This window comes from Paenibacillus sp. J22P143 (assembly GCF_059692035.1).
The window spans coordinates 763,626-780,418 of sequence record NZ_JCAUAQ010000002.1 but is presented as its reverse complement, the minus strand read 5'-3'; the positions used below and the strand labels follow the sequence as shown (position 1 = coordinate 780,418).

Sequence of the window (16,793 nt, the reverse complement as noted above, 5' to 3'; positions counted from 1 at the left end):
GGATAAGTTAAGTTAATGGTTGTTTCTCCGCTAGCTCGAACAGTCATCCAACTAAAATCCAAATATTGAATTGGTAATATTTGCAGTATTAATAGTATTATTAATAACACGCCTATTTTTCGTTTAGTATTCCACATAAGAACCTCCACGTTAGTTAACTGTCAAATTATTGGGACAGCGTTTGAACTGTTACAATAGTTTGTGGATATACATTATGGGGAGGACGTGCTGGTGCATTAATTGTTAAGGAAACATAAGCACCCTTTTTCACATCTTTTTTAGAGATGATATAGGCTGGTATATCACCCAATTTATTTACAAATAAATTAGCAACATTTGTTAGCTTATGTGATAGCATTTCTTGCCCAGTCCCTTTGAATCCAGAAAGAGAATAGTAAGGCATTTTTGCTTGATCACTGTATATCTCAGTATTCTTGTTGTAATCAATGTGACCTTTAAAATAAATAACATAGCTATCCATGTAACCATCTTTTACATAAGGTGAATCCTCTAGGGACATAAGATCAAACCAGCGGATTTTACTAAGATCACCTAATAAATACTGATTGGGATCATTTGGATTAGCCAAATCAATTCCAACAATTTGATCAATACTACCTTTCCAAAGGCCATCAGGAGTTTCAAGGGTCATATTGGGAACACTCCAATTAGCTCCACCAAATTGTTCGCCCCCAAAAAACTCAGGCATCAAGGTGAAAATATTCGTTTTCTTTAAAACCAAATCTGCATTACTAACAGCTACCTGATCTACTTCTAATTTTTCTCCGCTTTTAACACTTAAAATTCGCTCAATAATCGTAACTGATTGCGCTCTAGTGGTTACCTCTTCTTCCCCTAGTCTCCCACCAGAAAGACCTTGAATCAATCCTAATTTAGTCGCATTGTACATAATAGATGGATCATTCGTAATGGCCTCTGGATCTTGATAATCTTTGTTGGCTGAACGTAAAGCAACCCTAGCCATTTCCATTCTTGTCATCGGCTGAGTCATATCGTCCAAGCTAAAATCAGCCCCTTTGTAGATACCAAGAGTTGCAGCGGCTGTAGCAAAAGGGATATACCATTTTGAACCAGTAGTTTCGCCTGTAACTGGCAAGTTTAGGGCAGTTACAGCCATTTTAATAAACTCTGCACGACTTACACTGATCTCCGGTTTAAACGTCAGGTCTTCATACCCATCAACATAACCTTTTTTAATTGCAGTTTCGACAGAGCTTTTGGCCCAATGTTCCGCAATATCCTTAAACTGAACAGAAACAACATTATTAGAACTACCTGCCGCCGACGTTTCAACAGCATTGCAGCCTGTCGAGGTAGCAAATGTTAATGTGTAAACTAAAACAAGTAACTTTTTTTTCATAATTTATGCCTCTTTTCTATCAAGTTTATTTTTAGAAAGCCTGTTTACCTCCAAACTCCCAATCCAATTATTGGTAGTATCTCATTTCATATTTGTAAATGTCTACCTTTTTTCACTATAAACAGCAAAAACCACCCAACCATTGCTCACACAGAGCAATACCTGGGCGGTTCTTCCGCACAAAAAATATCTTAACAAGAAAATACCATATTCTAGTGTATTTGTATAGTTAATTTTAATTCTCGTTGGCATTTCGTAAAGCAGAGAGCTCATCCACGCTCAATTCTCTAACTTGACCCAAAGCCAGTTCAGGATCAAGCGCCAGCGGTCCCATTGAAATTCGTTTCAGAAAGACAACTTGCTTGCCTACGGCTTGAAACATTCGTTTCACCTGATGGAATTTACCTTCCATAATCGTTAGTTCAATTTCGGAAGGGATTCCCTCGGCTTCATTTCCTGTTTTTAAAATCTTCAATATACCAGGCAATGTCTCGTAGCCATCATCCAAGGTTACACCTTGACTAAAGGCTTCGCGATCCGCTTCTGTAACCGCCCACTCTACTTTGGCAAAGTAGGTTTTCGGAACGTGTTTGCGCGGTGAGAGCAGGTTGTGGGCCAGTTTGCCGTCATTGGTTAGCAAAAGGAAGCCCTCTGTGTCCTTATCCAATCGGCCTACAGGGAACACTTCGAACGGATCATACGCTTCGTCCAAAAGATCAACAACCGTACGGTCCCGATTATCTTCGGTCGCCGATACAACACCCTGCGGTTTGTTCATCATGAGATAAACAAACTCACGGTAAGTGACGACTTCCCCGTTAACCGTAATGTTGTCGGTATCTGGGTTAGCTTGCATTCCGCTATCTTTGACTTTCACACCGTTGACGTAAATGGCGCCTTCTTTGGCAAGGCGCTTAAGTTCAGAGCGAGTGCCAACGCCCACATGGGCGAGTATTTTATCGAGTCGTTGTGTTTGTTTCATGACCGTTTAGGTCCACCTCCAGCCGGGCGGATATTCGTTCTTCAGCATCCCGTCGAGCCACTTGCCCCAGCCGACGGGATGGTCGTCAATGCAGACCAGGCAGTAGCCTTTGGCTGCTTTGGTCTCTTCCAGATCGCGGAGAATCTCGCTCTCCGCGACTTCGAGCGTCTCGCCCTTCAGGTACCGAAGGGCTCGCTCGTCGCTCGAAGCCAAGCTCAGCGCTCGCTTGGCTTCGCGCAAACGCAGTCCCATGGCTAGCGCATGGGACGGTTCAAATCGGCCGCGGTGCAGCGCGCCGATGTACCAGCCTGGCCGCACGACTTTCAGTCCGTGCAGCTCGGGCAAGCCCGCCGGCGACGCATACGCGTGCTCGCCGTAACAGACAAGCCGCCTCAGGGCGAAAGGCTCGCTGCGAAGCAGCTCACCGGAGAACGCCTCTAGCGGCTCCAAGCTCACCCCCGTGCTAGGCGGTGCCTCAGCACGGCTCTTCCCGCGTAGCGCCTGACGGCCGCTACGCTTCCCCGCTGCCGACACAAAGTCAGCAGCCCCAGCACTTGCACCCGAACTTGCACTCACACTCGCACCCGCCCCACCAACTCCCAACCCCAAAACCGCCAAAAAATGCCCCTCACCACGCAACCGATGCGGCCACAACCTCGCAGTCCCCGCCACAGAAGCCTTAGCCCTTGAACTGTAGGCATCCGCCTCACACCACGGCTCGCGCAACCAATCCGGTCGCCCAGGACTGAATCCCTCAATAGGCACGACTTCAAACGCTGGATGTTTGTCCAGAAACTCAGCAATCTGTGCCTCGTTTTCCTCCGGCGAGAACGTACACGTCGAGTACACGATTCTGCCTCCCGGTGCTAACATAACCGCGGCTTGTCCCAACAATTCTCGCTGCATCACAGCGAATTCCTGCACAGAGTGACGCTCCCACTGCCCCATCATATCTTCTTCTTTGCGGAACATCCCTTCACCCGAGCAAGGCGCATCAATTAATATTTTATCAAAATAACCCTCGAATACGCTCAACATGCGTTCTGGCTTCTCGTTCAAAACAACGGCATTTCGCACACCGAGCAACTCCAGATTTTTAACCAAAGCTTTAACCCGATCTGAATGGATATCGTTTACGACTAGCACGCCTTCACCTTTCAGCTTCGCGGCTATTTGCGTCGATTTCCCGCCAGGTGCTGCGCATAAATCAAGAACCCGTTCCCCAGGTTTAACCTCAAGCAGCTCCACAGGTGCCATCGCACTTGGCTCTTGGATATAATAAAGCCCTGCATGATAATAGGGGTGCTTACCTGGACGTTCACCTTCTTCATAATAAAAACCATCAGATGCCCACGGAACAGCCGTCAGATGAAATGGACTTTTCTCCAAAAAATCATCTCGCTTCACCTTCCCTGTATTTACCCTTAATCCAAACACTCGCGGTTCATCATAGGATGCAAGAAAGATCTCAAATTCTTCTTCACCAAGTAAATCAATCATTTTCTCTCTAAAAAGAGGAGGTAACTGCTTCGCCATTTCGACATCTTCGCTTTCTATATAAAATCCACTATAATCAGACAGTTTGTTATTTCCTTGTTACGGTTAACGGTATTATAGCTGACTTGTCACGAAACAGCCAATATTTTTCCGAATTTGGACAGGATATGCTATACTTTTCATAGAAGATAGTAGAAAGTAGACATTATAAAGAGGTGCATTCATGAAGAAGTTGCTTATTTATTTAGGCATTGTAGTCATTTTATTCGGTGGGTTATACTTCGTTAATCAGCAATCTACCAAATCTTCGGATAAAGCGAATGCAGGTAATCCATATGGTGTTGCCGCATCCAAACTAAATCCTGAGACTGTAAAGCAGTTAAGTGACCCGAACTATCAGAACTGGATTTTACCAAAAGCTTTGGATGAAAGATTGAAGAACAAAGAGACGTTCTTCCAATATTATTACGCTTCCACTTGTCCACATTGCAAAGTAACAACACCAGTTCTAGTTCCTATTCAAAAAGAACTTGGACTCGACGTGAAGCAATTTAATTTGGAAGAGTTCAAAGACGGTTGGAATAACTACAAAATCAACTCTACACCAACCATTGTTTACTATAAAAATGGTGTAGAAGCTGACCGTATTGAAGGCGGCATTCCAGAAGCAGGTTCAACTGGCGGCAATACGCCCGAAGTATTCAAAGCTTTTTTCCAAAAGAATATGACCAATAAATAGTCATAGTTTAACCTACAAAAGGACTTCTTCACCATCTGGTGAGAAGTCCTTTATCCTATCAATCATGCTCTACACTCTGCGGTGGATCCAACCTCAGCTCTTCCAGAAGATCCTCAAGCTCTTGATCTAGAATCACAATATCCAAATCGTAAGGATGAAACGGTTCCTCCTTCAATCTCATCAGCTTTCCGAGATATGCTTCGCTGTCCTTCCGTAATACCCCTAAATCTATACCTAGTACATGATTCGGATGTGGAGCCAGCTTCTCCAACCCCGCACTAAACAGTTTAATTGAACCGCTCGCATTTCCATTCGAATGATGATAAAGGCCTACTGCAATTTGCAGCAGACCTTGATATAACGGATTTCGGCCTTCCTCCAGCCAAAGCTCCTCCATCACTTCATGACATTCGAAATAATCCCGCTGATCGTTAAAATAGTACAGAAAAGCGACATACAATCGGTCATATTCGTTCATAGATTAGCTATTATCTCCTTTTTTAGCTCTCGCAATAGCAGCCTCAATGTCGGCAGATAAATCACTAAGCCCTTCTTCTGTTTCCCAAATTTCATTGAATCTTAATTGAAATTGAGCAGCTTCTCGTACGCGATGATAGAAATATAACTCTTGTATGTTGCTCAGAACACGGTTGATCAGGTTAGAGTTATCTTCAAACATCCGTTGGGAGGCCATAATTTCGCCGCGAATACTCGACATTTCCTGATCCAAAAGATAAGCCGCTTCTGCCGCTTTACTTAATCGTGCCCGAACCTCAACAGGTAATTTCTCTTTATATTTATAATTCAAAGAATGCTCAATCGTCGCCCAGAAATTCATAGCCAGCGTCCGAATCTGCACTTCTGCTAAGATTTTCTTCATACCGAGTGCGGTCTGTACTGGGTATTCAATAATAATATGAAAGCTTCGATATCCGCTCGGCTTTTTATTTGTAATATAATCTTTTTCATAGACAACACTCATATCTTGTCTGCTGCGGATGAGCTCAGCCAGACTCTCCGTATCCTCTACAAATTGGCACATAATGCGAATGCCTGCTATATCTTCAATGCCTGACTCTAATTGATCCATTGGAACGCTCAAACGCTTCGCTTTCTCCAGAACGCTTGAAATTTTCTTGACACGTCCCGTTACAAATTCAATCGGTGCGTACTCTTCACGACTTTTGAGCTCGCCACGTAATGTCTTGAACTTTACTTTCAACTCTTCTACCGCTTGCTCATAGGGCAGTAGAAACTTCTTCCAGTCTCGTCCATCCATCCATGTATCCTCCATTCTGAATGAAGTTAGTGCGAATCCACGCCTATTGCCTGGGAAATATGTGTGAAGCCATCTCTCTTTAATAATTCGTGAAGACCTTTATTTATGCGGCCTAACAGACCTGGCCCCTCGTAAATTAATGCTGTATATACCTCAACTAGGCTTGCTCCAGCACGGATTTTCTCATACGCATCCTGCGCAGTGAAAATTCCTCCCGCCCCAATAATCGGCAGCTTGCCTTCTGTTAATTGGTACACACGTCGAATGACATCCGTTGAGCGCCCCGTTAACGGCACACCACTCAGACCACCCGCTTGTTCGCGATTGGCATTACGTAAGCCTTCTCTGCTTAGTGTGGTATTCGTTGCGATGATCCCCGATATACCGCTATCCTTAATGATCTGCACAGTAAGAACTAGCTCCTCATCAGATAGATCTGGCGCAATTTTGACAAGCACTGGCTTCGCGGCACCGCCATGCTGTTTATGCTGCACTTGCATCTCATCACGTACAGTAGACAACAAGCGTTTCAAATCATCACCATGTTGTAAATTACGCAAATCAGGTGTATTTGGTGAGCTTATGTTTACAACAAAGAAATCACCATATGTATATAACGCACCAATACAAGCCCGATAATCTTCCTCAGCCTGTTCGTTTGGCGTTGATTTATTTTTCCCTATGTTTACGGCTACTGGAATCGTACGTTTACCTGTTTTTTCTAAGTTCTGTGCCATCTCAGCTGTACCTACATTGTTAAATCCCATACGGTTTATGAGCGCTTTGTCCTCCGGAAGACGGAACAAACGTGGTAACTCATTACCTGCCTGTGGTTTAGGCGTAATCGTACCCACTTCCATGAAACCAAAACCCAATTGCGAAAAACCTTTTACCGCTTTCGCATTTTTATCTAGCCCTGCAGCAAGACCCACTGGATTACCAAAGTGTAATCCCCATAATTCCTGCGTTAGTTGAGGTGAATCTGACACCCCATACATGGATTTAAGTAACTGCTTCCCACCTGGTAAATTCCCTACAACACTAAGGCCGTCGATCGTCAAATGATGCGCTTTTTCCGGATCCATTCGGAATAAAACGGGCTTGGCTAACTTTTTATACAGCATGTCCTATGCACTCCGTTCTCTAAGTACTCTAACAGTCAGTTTAGCTGACAATGTAGAAATATGCAATCCACTCGAGGTCTTAAACCTCGTATTCACACAAAAAATCCCTGCTCCACGAAGGTTGCAAGGGAATGCTCTAAGCTTATTTATTTCTCCTACACTTCGGTGCGTTGCAGCAAGCGCTCCAGATGCATCGTCAAGTATCCAGTCTCATCGTCAGGAACTTCTAACTGTAAGGAATCACTTAGCATTAACGATAAAACCTTTGCTTTCACATACGTATCGCCGTACTCTTCTTTAATTTTGGAAAGGAGTGAGTTTTGAAGTGTTTTCTTTTGCTTCACCCGTTCAATTACACCTTTTAGATGGCTGATAAAACGAAGTGTTGAGAAAGAATCATCGAAATTAAACCCAAGCTCCTTCGCCGATTCGATCGTTTGAGACACCACTCTTACCATCGCAAGGGAATCGGATGCTTGCTCTTTCTTACGTGCACTGTTGAAATGCATCGTCAAGAAGGCAACCTCATCCTCAGGTAATTTCACATCCAGATGTTCATTCAGGAATTCGACGGATTTCTTAGCTACCTTATATTCCTCGGGGTACATGTAACCAATTTCATAGGCAAATGGGTTCGTAATGAAAATCCCGCGTTTCTGCCGCTCAACAGCAAAGTTAATATGATCTACGAGCGATGCATGGATCGTTTCCGAGAAATCACCTTCTAGCATGCTTTGTGCGTAGGCAATAACTTCCTCAGTGATCCCGATAATTTTCACATCTACGGCATTTAGAATTTGTTCGTAGTTCTTCAATACTTCCGAGGTATGTAAGAGAAATTCTTGTGTAATTTCAACTTCATCAATCATCATGCCCGCTGTTTTCTTGAAACCAATTCCCTTACCAAATGCGATGGAATTTTTCCCTGAACTCAAATGCGCCATCACGACGTTATGGGATAGAACATGTATGATCGTCCGTTCAATCATAAGACACCTCCGCGTTCTTAGGTTTGTCCTGATTATTTCTCACTTGTACCCAGCAAAGGTTTAATGCTTTCACGAATCTGTTCCGACTCTGTACCGAAGACAACATGAACATTGCCTTTTCCTAGTCGGATAACACCCATAGCACCAAGTTCCTTCAGTTCTCCATCTTTGACGAGGATCTCTTCTTTCACAAGCAAACGCAGTCGTGTAATACAAGCATCAATGGATATAATATTAGAAGCTCCGCCAATATACTTAAGAATACTTGATGGACGATCTTCTACTTTCGTTTTGTTATTCATCACCATGTCTACTGTGTCCTGTTGATCAACTTCGTCCTTCGTCGATACTTTCAGTGGGAAGAAATGGAGATACGCGCGAAAAGTAATATAATAAAGACAAAAGTACCCTGCACCAATGAGAAGTATCCAATATGGATTCGTCGCCAAATGCCAGTTCAGTACGAAATCGATAAATCCAGCTGAAAAACCAAATCCCATTTTGACCTGAAGGATATTCATGATGAGCATCGAGAAGCCAGTTAACACAGCATGAATCACATAAAGGACAGGGGCGACAAACATAAACGCAAATTCTATCGGTTCTGTAATGCCCGTTAGAAAACTTGTCAGCGCTGCGGTTAACATCACAGGGGCTACAAATTTCCGTGTGGTTGATGATGTGCTTCGCACTACAGCAAGAGCAGCAGCCGGTAGTCCGAACATGATGACTGGATAGAAACCAGTCATAAACATCCCTGCAGTAGGGTCTCCAGCGAAAAAGCGTGAGATATCTCCGTGAACAACTTTGCCTGCAGGTGATACGAAATCACCAATTTGAAACCAGGCGATATTATTAATGACATGATGAAGACCTGTCGGTATGAGTAGTCGATTCATAATGCCGTAAATGAAAACCCCAATATTGCCGTTGTCGACAATCCATAACCCGATTTCGCTAATTCCTCGCTGTACAGGAGGCCAGATTAGCCCGATCAATACCCCGATGAAAACCATCACAAGTGACGTAATAAGTGGAACAAATCGTTTTCCACCGAAAAATCCAAGTGCCTTTGGCAAACGAATATGTTGATATCGATTGAAGAATGTGGCCGAAAGCATCCCAACCAGCATGCCTCCAAGTACGCCAGTATCCAGCGGTTCTGATCCACCTGAACTGGCTTGAAAATGTTTAAGTACATTGTCAAAAACCAAATATCCAACGGCCGCCGCTAATGCGGCAATACCATCTCCTGAAGTGAGACCAATCGCTATCCCAATGGCGAATATGAGTGGCAAGTTATCAAAGATTGCACTACCGCCAAGCTCAAAAATCTGAGCCATATGAACCAGGAACGGATCATTAAAAGACATTTTACCAATTCGAAGAAGAATGGATGCTGCCGGCAGCACCGCAATAGGGATCATCAAAGATCGCCCCATCTTCTGAAATGCATACATTATACTCATCTGATTCACCTTTAGCCCACAAGTTTGGCCGTTTCTTGTTTGCTTTTACCTATCCCCATTATAGTAGAAAGAACACCCTCCCGAAAGGATAAATTCCTCTAGGTAAAGGTGTTTTTTCTATGCATTGCCATATACAGTTATTTCACAGCTCCTGCCGTAATCCCACTTGCAATTTGGCGTTGATATATCATATATACGATCAAAGTCGGTAATGTAGTGATCAGCAATCCTGCGAACAACGGACCCCATTCTACACGATATTGCATCTCAGCTTGCATAACAGCCAAACCAATTGGAAGCGTGTACTTGGAAGGCTCGTTCGTTAGAACTACCCCTAGGAAGTATTCATTCCAGTTATTCAGCATGTTCGTAATCATAACCGTGATAAGACCTGGCTGTGACAATGGTAACATCACTCGGAAAAACGTGCCATAGTGAGAAGTTCCATCAATAATCGCAGCCTCTTCAATTTCTTTAGGTAATGATTTATAGAACCCTACGAGTAAGAAAATCCCGAAAGGCAAGTTAAGCGCCGCATAGACGAGAATTAACCCCAACCACGTATTGATTAAATGCAGATCGTTCAATAAGAAGAATAATGGGATTAAGGCAAGCGCGAACGGAATCATCATCGAGGAGATGTAGATGGTTAAGAGAATTTTATTCCCTTTAAAATCATATCTCGCCAGAATATATGCGGTCATCGCGGCAAGAATCATCCCCAGCAGCGTACTTCCTATTGTAACTACAATCGAGTTTAGGAAGTATGTACTGAAATTGTATTTACTCCACACATAGGAGAAATTCGACCATAGTAACGGGAATTTAGGCAATGCCCACGGGGCATTTAAGAAGAATTGTTCGTTATCTTTGAGTGCATCGAGCAATGTCCACACGAGTGGATAGAGCACTGCAACACTCCATATAATCAGAATGATCCAAACTAACATTTTAGCTAATGGACTTTTGATAGCCATACGATGGTTTCCCTCCCTCAGTATCTTTGTCTATGATGACTTTAGTGCATTTCGATTGTTTCTTGGCGCATGATGCGTTGCAAGATAAGTGTCGTAATGAGTGACACTATGAGAATCATGACACCAATGGCCGCTCCATAACCGAAATGATACTGTTGAAAAGCCATCCGATACAGATAAGAACCCATAACTTGCGTCGTATTATCTGGCTGTCCGCCATTGGTCATTAACTGAACAATAACGAATGATCCGTTGAGCGTAGTAATAACGATGTTAATAATGGAAACCTTAATCTGCTCCCAGATGAGCGGCAAGGTGATATGTCGGAATTGCGACCCTTGACCCGCCCCGTCTATATTAGCTGCCTCATAATAGGAAGCAGGAATATTCACGATTGCAGCAATCATGAGGATCATGTAGAAGCCGATACCTGCCCAAATTGTTGGGGGTAGAAGCATCCAGATCGTATGGTGTGGAAAACCTAACCAAGTAATATCAACTTTCTTTTCAGTAAAAAGAGACAGGAATGCATTCAAGAAACCGATTTGCGGATTGTAAATGAAATTCCAAAGCACACCGATAACAACGACTGAAATGACATTCGGGATAAAGAAGATAGCTCGGAAAAAGCCAGAACCCTTCAAATTAAATCTCGTTAATCCTACGGCGAAGAAAGTCGCAAGAATCATAATCCCAATAACTTTACCTACGACTAGAAAGTAGTCATTCCCAATTGCTCTAAGGACAATCGGATCTTTGAACAGTTCAACGAAATTGTCGAACCCAATAAACTCGCTGTTTTCAGACATTCCTGACCAATCATAAAACGACTTCTGTAAGGCCTGTATAACGGGGTAAATCGTAAATACGCAGAAAAATATAAAAGTCGGAATGATGAATGAAGCGATGAATAAATTCCGTTTCAGTTTTTTCGAGTTGGTCTTCATTCTATCGTCACCGTCCTGTCATTAAAATGGCGGAGAACGCCTTAGGCAGCTTTGCCTTTGTTGTTCTCCGCACTGCTTCATTCAGTTCCTATTTCTTTTGTTTTGCAACAACATCAGTTACACGAGTCACCCATTGTTCAGGTGTAATTGTTCCGATTGTCAAAGCAACTGTCGCATCTTGCATAGCTTTATCAACGTCTGCCGCGAAGGAAACGGTTGGTACAACTACTGTGTCAGCGGAAGACAAGAATTTCGCAGCATCCTTAACGAAGTTAGGAGCTTTGGAGGAAGAAATGTCACCTTTTACATTGGAAGGAGCTCCACTTAGCTCAGCCCATTGGGAAGCTTGTGTTTTGGAGAATACGAATTGCATAAATGCTTTTGCAGCATCTTTGTTTTTCGCTTTTTTCGCGATACCAAAAGTAGCTGTGGACGTGTTAGCTACAACTTTTCCACCTTTATCTTGCGTGATGGATGGAATGAATCCGAAGTCAAAGCCGCCTGGAACGTCTTTCGCCATCTCGTTTGGTAACCATAAACCGTTCGGGATGAACGCGTCTTTGTGTTGTAGGAACAAGGATTGGGAATCCGTGTGATTGATCTGAACGGATGCTTTGTCTATGTAGCCTTTATCGCGCATTTGAACGATTTTGTTCAAACCTTTGAGGATTGCTGGGTTTTTCCAAGCTTCAAGATTGTTTGTGGACATATCTTGCAGCAATTTGTAGTCATTGTTGTTAGCAGAAACGATCGCTGGAAGCAATACGCCACCGTTGATATAGTAAGGATATTTACCAGTATGGATGAAAGGATTGATTCCAGCACCTTTGATTTTTTCACTTACAGCCAAGAACTCTTCGAAGTCTTTCGGCTCAGCCCAGCCTTTTTCTTTAAACAAGGCTTTATCATAGAAAATACCCCATGAGCTCATTACGAAAGGAATGTTGTACGTTTTACCGTCGAACTCTTGTGGTTTCTGTGCAAGCAAATCAATGATTTTCTCGCCATCTACGTTTTTAGCATCCTTGATCCAGTCAGTCAGATCTTCCAGTTGTCCATCTGTAACCATTTGACGGTCGAACAACTCAGGTCCATCGATGTATACGAAATCAGGTGGGTTACCAGCGATCCAACGGGGTTTCATTTGCTCGTTGATTTTTGGTCCCGCACTTTCTTTAATTTTCAAATCAGGGTTTGCTGCTTGGAAGTCAGCGATTACTTTTTTCCACCATTTGTCGCCATATCCGCCAACAAAGTATTGAATTTCAAAATCACCAGATAGTTTTTTTACTGTTGCTGCTGCAGTTGGAGCTGCTGAAGCCGCTGGAGTTGCAGATGCAGCTGGTTTTGTTGTTTCAGTTGGTGTTGCTTTTCCACAACCTGCTGCTACGAGTACCATTGATGCCGCTAAGCCCATCGTTGACCATTTTTTCATGTTCATGTGATCATCTTCTCCCTTTTTTAATTCATCTAGTTATTTATTGGTGAAACGAGAACCCGAAGTTAAACCTGCCATTAGTTTGCTCTACCAACCCCTTTCATAATTCAAAATTGGCAAAATAAAAAGGGCATAGTTATAGAAGAAGACTTGCATTTCTTCTAATAACTAATGCCCTTACGGTAACATGTTATTAAAACTGACATATTCAATTGATTTAGGTAATCCGTGTGATTAAATCTTACAATAAAATGACATGAACGTCAATACTTCTTTTTCAAATCGCTCATTTTTCTTATTCGTTGAATCTGCTTACTTATGATATGATAGAATCATCTCGATTAATCCTAATGGAAAAGGTGATTCTAATGGCCAAACGTAAACCAGTAGCCGCTTCTCGCAAACAGAAAAACGAAGTGAACATGAAAGCTATTTACTGGACAGGATCAATTGTGTTAGTTTTTATCATCTTAATGACCTTACTGCTCATTTTGGACAAATGATTTCGTTAAAGTGATTGAAAACTTCACGATTCGAATTGTAATCGCTTTCTCATTTCTTGTCAAGAAGAAAACTTGTAGTTTTCTAAACAGGGCTACAACCGTCTAGTCAGCAACTTACATACCCACCTGATTGCAAGAAAACATGTGAAAAGGAGGGAACAAGTATCATACTTGCCCCTCCTTTTTCTAATCCAACCATCTATATACCTTCCCAGGATTGTCATCCTTCGTCTCCAAGGGCAGGACGATCGCTTGCTGAGGATTACCGCCCCCTGCTCCAATTCCTTCTCCAGATCCTGAGGGTGGTACCCCCCCTCTACCAATCGTCACCTTCGTTTGTTGAGGGACCATATTATATAACTCCTCCACATCCGCTTGCAGCATTCGAACACAGCCATGCGACTCATCCTTGCCTATACTTGCCGACTTATTCGTCCCATGTATGGCATAAAGCGTATTCGACAAAGTCATCCCGCGGCTGCCAAACTCACCATAGGATCTGCCATTCGGGTTACGCACCTTTTCACTGATAACGAAGTCACCTGTAGGCGTCTTCTCTCCTCCCAAACCAACCGGATAACGCCTTAGAATAAATTCACCGCTTACAACAGCCAGTTGGTGCTGTTCGGTATCAATGATAATCCTGAGAGGCTCTACAAACGGCTCTGGAGAGTCTTTAGGCTGATCGTTACTAGCGGCAATTGCCTTCTCTTCTTTCGGCAGCGATGGCTGCTTCTCTTTCGTGCTCCCCGACTGATTCGGTTCCTGAGCAAGCACCGCCTTTGTAGACTCGGCCATTCTTTTCACAGCTTCTGGGAAGGCTGCTTTCATCTGCGATGTAAGACCTGGCAACAGATTATCAGGATAAGGCTTCGTCAATTCCTGTGCCTTTTTCGGTAATCCACCTGTTTTGGTTTGATAAGCCTGTATCGCACTTTGTAAAATAATTGCTTCTTCACGTTCATGCACCCAAGCAGCTATGACTGGTACCAACTTGGAGCTATCAGCAACTTGGCAGTTGCAAATTTGTGCCTGATAGTACTTCAGTACGGCCTCATTTCCACTTGCTCCAGTATGCTCCACACTAAGAAGCGGATGAACCGAGCGATACCAATCCTTCCATTGCCCCTCCTTACTTGGAGGAGCATCCATAATAACGGATTCACCTTTTCCTCTTACAGGAGGCTGTAAAATCTGTTGTAACTTCTTCCCCCAGTCTCCATCGGAGAAATACAGCTTTACGCCAGTAGTGTCGATTGGAATGCTTGTGATTACTGCTGTCTCTTCGACCACTGGTTGCTCTGCCACCACACTCTCCATCACTTCGGATTTCGCTAGATCCATTCCCGCGGGAATAGCCAGAAAAACAAACATGACAAGGTATGGCAGCCATTTCCGCCTACCTCGCGATTTGGTTTGACGTACTACAGGCACAACCTCTTTGTTTAAAATAGACGCCGCAAAGCTGGTTGGCATAGGCCCATCCAAACCTATTTTTTGCTGCTCGAACGCCTCATATATTTCACCAGCCTGTGCAAAGCAATACGCCGCCTTACCCACTTTGCCCTGCGCTGTGTATTCTCTGCCTAACAAATACCATGCCATTTTATGATCAGGATGCTCTTTGACATATTTCTTGAGATACTGAGGATCTTCGATCGGATTATGTTGGAAGAATCGCTCCAATTGATCGTTTCGATTATTCGACTTCAAGGTTTCATGCCCCCAATCCGCTTCGCACTACTCTCCGTTTTTATCGGCAATTGAGGCGCAAAGCTGAAGTCAAACGAGAAAAAGACTTGGACAAGGAGTTCTCCTTGCCAAGCCTTTTCTATTTACAGCCTATTTCAAATAGGATTTCACACGTAAAATTGCCGTTTGATGCGAAGCATCCCACTGTACATCTAAACCGATCTGTTCAGCAAAGAAGCGAATAGGTACATAGGTGCGATCTTGCTTCACACAGGGTGCTACATCCGTTTTTAACTTACGATCTGGGGTGCCAGCTTGCTTACGAACGATACCTGTTTCACCAATGGTTAACTCCACTGTCAGATCACCTTTGGAGAGCTGTACAACTGATTTACCAGCCCGCTCGACATAGGTCACGTTATAGCCAAATGTTTCACTGATTGCACGAACAGGCACCATTGTGCGTCCATCTTGAATTTCAGGCTGTGCATCAAAGGAAATTAGTTTATTGCCGCTAACCACCTTCACTACGCCATCATTCGAAACATTCGCAGGCAAATGATATGGCGTTATTTTACGAATTTTGTTATTGGAAGCATCCGCTACAACGAGGTACCCTTGCGTTGTAGCAATTACATCCGAAGGATTATAGAACTCAGCGGATTGCTCAACGCCATCTGCTTCCCCCGTTTGAAGCGTTCCTGTGAGCGTCGTTACTTGACCATTCAACAAATAGCGAACAGAGTGATTCAAACTATCCGCGATAAGCAGACCGCCATCTGTGGTCACAGCCAGTCCCTTAGGGAAGTCAAACTTCGCCTTCAACGCTTGGCCATCTGCAAAATCACCTTCTGCATATAACTCATTTTTCGCATAAATCGACGAAGTACTGACAGATGGGGTTGATCCCGCAATCGTCGATACAAGACCTGTTGCAAAGTCCATATAACGGATACGTTGATTTCCCGTGTCACTTACATAAAGATTCCCTTTGCCATCTAAAGCGAGCCCTGATGGCTCATTGAACAACGCTGTAGAAAGGCTGCCGTCGTGATACTCTCCTGCGAATGAAGCTTCACCCGGCCGAACTTGAATTGCGCGAGTAACTGGAGCCGTCAATGTTGTTACTTGTCCATTAACAGCAACTTTACGGATTACATGATTAAGAGAATCTGCGACATACACCGTACCGTCTGCTGTAACCGCAATATCACTTGGGTGATTGAAGCTAGCTTCTGCACCTTTTCCGTCTTTGTTTCCAGCTACGCCATTGCCGGCTATCGTCGAGACATTCCCATTCACGTCTATCTTACGAATCGCATGATTGCCCGCATCTGCTACATAGACATCCCCTTGGGCATCCACGGCAAGCCCCGTCGGCTCATTAAAAAACGATTCTGATGCTTTCCCATCTAGGAGTCCACCTGTCGGGAAACCTTGGCTATTCTTCAATATGGCGATTTCAGGCCCTGCAAATATAGTCACTTGACCATCCTTCACTTTACGAATCACATGATTCCGTGTATCCGCAATTAGAAGACTTCCATCGGCAAGCTGCAGTACACTTCCAGGTGCTCGAAAGGCCGCTTGTAAAGCATCCCCGTCTCGATCTTCAAAATCGCCGATACCCGCCAAGGTCGACACATCAGATAGAATCTGACCGGTGCTGGATTTCAACGCCTCAGCATCTAAACCAGCAGCCCAAGTCGATGAGCCGCCTAGTAAGGTAGCAACAATTATACTTGAAACAAATATTTGTCGTAAGGGTTTCATTGG

Annotated in this window: 15 protein-coding genes; 2 read left to right on the top strand and 13 right to left on the bottom strand. The window is 43.7% G+C overall.

The genetic code is table 11. The features are described 5' to 3' along the window. Positions 1-166: 166 nt before the first annotated feature. The 3 genes from AC58PQ_RS07165 to AC58PQ_RS07155 all read right to left on the bottom strand — a co-directional run bounded on the left by AC58PQ_RS07165 (position 167) and on the right by AC58PQ_RS07155 (position 3,899). The gene (locus AC58PQ_RS07165; RefSeq protein WP_497241255.1) at positions 167-1,381 is read right to left on the bottom strand and encodes an S-layer homology domain-containing protein; all 1,215 of its coding nucleotides are present in this window, start codon (positions 1,379-1,381) and stop codon (positions 167-169) included. 235 nt (positions 1,382-1,616) lie between these two features. Further along, positions 1,617-2,363, bottom strand: a complete 747-nt coding sequence (locus AC58PQ_RS07160) for a pseudouridine synthase (RefSeq protein ID WP_497241254.1) — start codon at positions 2,361-2,363, stop codon at positions 1,617-1,619. A gap of 6 nt (positions 2,364-2,369) precedes the next feature. Beyond that, a complete protein-coding gene (locus AC58PQ_RS07155; RefSeq protein WP_497241253.1) occupies positions 2,370-3,899 on the bottom strand; it encodes an RsmB/NOP family class I SAM-dependent RNA methyltransferase in 1,530 nt (509 codons plus the stop codon). A 184-nt stretch (positions 3,900-4,083) separates the two neighbouring features. Here AC58PQ_RS07155 and AC58PQ_RS07150 point away from each other — a divergent pair, with 184 nt between their 5' ends. Next, the gene (locus tag AC58PQ_RS07150) at positions 4,084-4,599 is read left to right on the top strand and encodes a thioredoxin family protein (RefSeq protein WP_497241252.1); all 516 of its coding nucleotides are present in this window, start codon (positions 4,084-4,086) and stop codon (positions 4,597-4,599) included. Positions 4,600-4,657: 58 nt separating this feature from the next. Here the strand turns inward: AC58PQ_RS07150 and AC58PQ_RS07145 are convergent, their stop codons facing one another. The 8 genes from AC58PQ_RS07145 to AC58PQ_RS07110 form a co-directional block, all read right to left on the bottom strand. Next, positions 4,658-5,077, bottom strand: a complete 420-nt coding sequence (locus AC58PQ_RS07145; protein WP_497241251.1) for a DUF309 domain-containing protein — start codon at positions 5,075-5,077, stop codon at positions 4,658-4,660. A gap of 3 nt (positions 5,078-5,080) precedes the next feature. Beyond that, the gene (yjbM, locus tag AC58PQ_RS07140; protein ID WP_497241250.1) at positions 5,081-5,878 is read right to left on the bottom strand and encodes a GTP diphosphokinase; all 798 of its coding nucleotides are present in this window, start codon (positions 5,876-5,878) and stop codon (positions 5,081-5,083) included. Between the two features lie 26 nt (positions 5,879-5,904). Next, positions 5,905-7,002, bottom strand: coding sequence for a quinone-dependent dihydroorotate dehydrogenase (locus tag AC58PQ_RS07135; protein WP_497241249.1), 1,098 nt, complete (start codon positions 7,000-7,002; stop codon positions 5,905-5,907). Between the two features lie 155 nt (positions 7,003-7,157). After that, positions 7,158-7,991, bottom strand: coding sequence for a PRD domain-containing protein (locus tag AC58PQ_RS07130; protein WP_497241248.1), 834 nt, complete (start codon positions 7,989-7,991; stop codon positions 7,158-7,160). A 32-nt stretch (positions 7,992-8,023) separates the two neighbouring features. Next, the gene (locus AC58PQ_RS07125) at positions 8,024-9,451 is read right to left on the bottom strand and encodes a PTS transporter subunit EIIC (RefSeq protein ID WP_497241307.1); all 1,428 of its coding nucleotides are present in this window, start codon (positions 9,449-9,451) and stop codon (positions 8,024-8,026) included. A 146-nt stretch (positions 9,452-9,597) separates the two neighbouring features. Next, the gene (locus AC58PQ_RS07120; protein ID WP_497241247.1) at positions 9,598-10,437 is read right to left on the bottom strand and encodes a carbohydrate ABC transporter permease; all 840 of its coding nucleotides are present in this window, start codon (positions 10,435-10,437) and stop codon (positions 9,598-9,600) included. A 41-nt stretch (positions 10,438-10,478) separates the two neighbouring features. Next, positions 10,479-11,384, bottom strand: a complete 906-nt coding sequence (locus AC58PQ_RS07115) for a carbohydrate ABC transporter permease (RefSeq protein WP_497241246.1) — start codon at positions 11,382-11,384, stop codon at positions 10,479-10,481. An 88-nt stretch (positions 11,385-11,472) separates the two neighbouring features. Beyond that, on the bottom strand, positions 11,473-12,825 hold the full coding sequence (locus AC58PQ_RS07110; protein WP_497241245.1) for an ABC transporter substrate-binding protein: 1,353 nt from the start codon (positions 12,823-12,825) through the stop codon (positions 11,473-11,475). A 365-nt stretch (positions 12,826-13,190) separates the two neighbouring features. Between AC58PQ_RS07110 and AC58PQ_RS07105 the strand changes: the two genes are divergently transcribed. Further along, positions 13,191-13,325: a hypothetical protein gene (locus AC58PQ_RS07105; RefSeq protein ID WP_497241244.1), complete on the top strand. Its 135-nt coding sequence runs from the start codon at positions 13,191-13,193 to the stop codon at positions 13,323-13,325. A 186-nt stretch (positions 13,326-13,511) separates the two neighbouring features. On the opposite strand, the gene AC58PQ_RS07100 is transcribed toward AC58PQ_RS07105, so the two are convergent. Both AC58PQ_RS07100 and AC58PQ_RS07095 read right to left on the bottom strand, forming a co-directional pair. Continuing rightward, the gene (locus AC58PQ_RS07100) at positions 13,512-15,038 is read right to left on the bottom strand and encodes a L,D-transpeptidase (RefSeq protein ID WP_497241243.1); all 1,527 of its coding nucleotides are present in this window, start codon (positions 15,036-15,038) and stop codon (positions 13,512-13,514) included. 129 nt (positions 15,039-15,167) lie between these two features. Continuing rightward, positions 15,168-16,790 carry an NHL domain-containing protein gene (locus AC58PQ_RS07095; protein WP_497241242.1) on the bottom strand — a complete coding sequence of 541 codons (1,623 nt, stop codon included), beginning with the start codon at positions 16,788-16,790 and terminating at the stop codon, positions 15,168-15,170. Positions 16,791-16,793 lie beyond the last annotated feature (3 nt).

Coding starts and splice junctions, on each gene's coding strand:
- AC58PQ_RS07105 (WP_497241244.1), top strand. CDS start 13,191: ATGGCCAAACGTAAACCAGTAGCCGCTTCTCGCAAACAGAAAAACGAA.
- AC58PQ_RS07120 (WP_497241247.1), bottom strand. CDS start 10,437: ATGGCTATCAAAAGTCCATTAGCTAAAATGTTAGTTTGGATCATTCTG.
- AC58PQ_RS07095 (WP_497241242.1), bottom strand. CDS start 16,790: ATGAAACCCTTACGACAAATATTTGTTTCAAGTATAATTGTTGCTACC.
- yjbM (WP_497241250.1), bottom strand. CDS start 5,878: ATGGATGGACGAGACTGGAAGAAGTTTCTACTGCCCTATGAGCAAGCG.
- AC58PQ_RS07110 (WP_497241245.1), bottom strand. CDS start 12,825: ATGAACATGAAAAAATGGTCAACGATGGGCTTAGCGGCATCAATGGTA.
- AC58PQ_RS07125 (WP_497241307.1), bottom strand. CDS start 9,451: ATGTATGCATTTCAGAAGATGGGGCGATCTTTGATGATCCCTATTGCG.
- AC58PQ_RS07115 (WP_497241246.1), bottom strand. CDS start 11,384: ATGAAGACCAACTCGAAAAAACTGAAACGGAATTTATTCATCGCTTCA.
- AC58PQ_RS07165 (WP_497241255.1), bottom strand. CDS start 1,381: ATGAAAAAAAAGTTACTTGTTTTAGTTTACACATTAACATTTGCTACC.
- AC58PQ_RS07145 (WP_497241251.1), bottom strand. CDS start 5,077: ATGAACGAATATGACCGATTGTATGTCGCTTTTCTGTACTATTTTAAC.
- AC58PQ_RS07150 (WP_497241252.1), top strand. CDS start 4,084: ATGAAGAAGTTGCTTATTTATTTAGGCATTGTAGTCATTTTATTCGGT.
- AC58PQ_RS07135 (WP_497241249.1), bottom strand. CDS start 7,002: ATGCTGTATAAAAAGTTAGCCAAGCCCGTTTTATTCCGAATGGATCCG.
- AC58PQ_RS07155 (WP_497241253.1), bottom strand. CDS start 3,899: ATGGCGAAGCAGTTACCTCCTCTTTTTAGAGAGAAAATGATTGATTTA.
- AC58PQ_RS07160 (WP_497241254.1), bottom strand. CDS start 2,363: ATGAAACAAACACAACGACTCGATAAAATACTCGCCCATGTGGGCGTT.
- AC58PQ_RS07130 (WP_497241248.1), bottom strand. CDS start 7,991: ATGATTGAACGGACGATCATACATGTTCTATCCCATAACGTCGTGATG.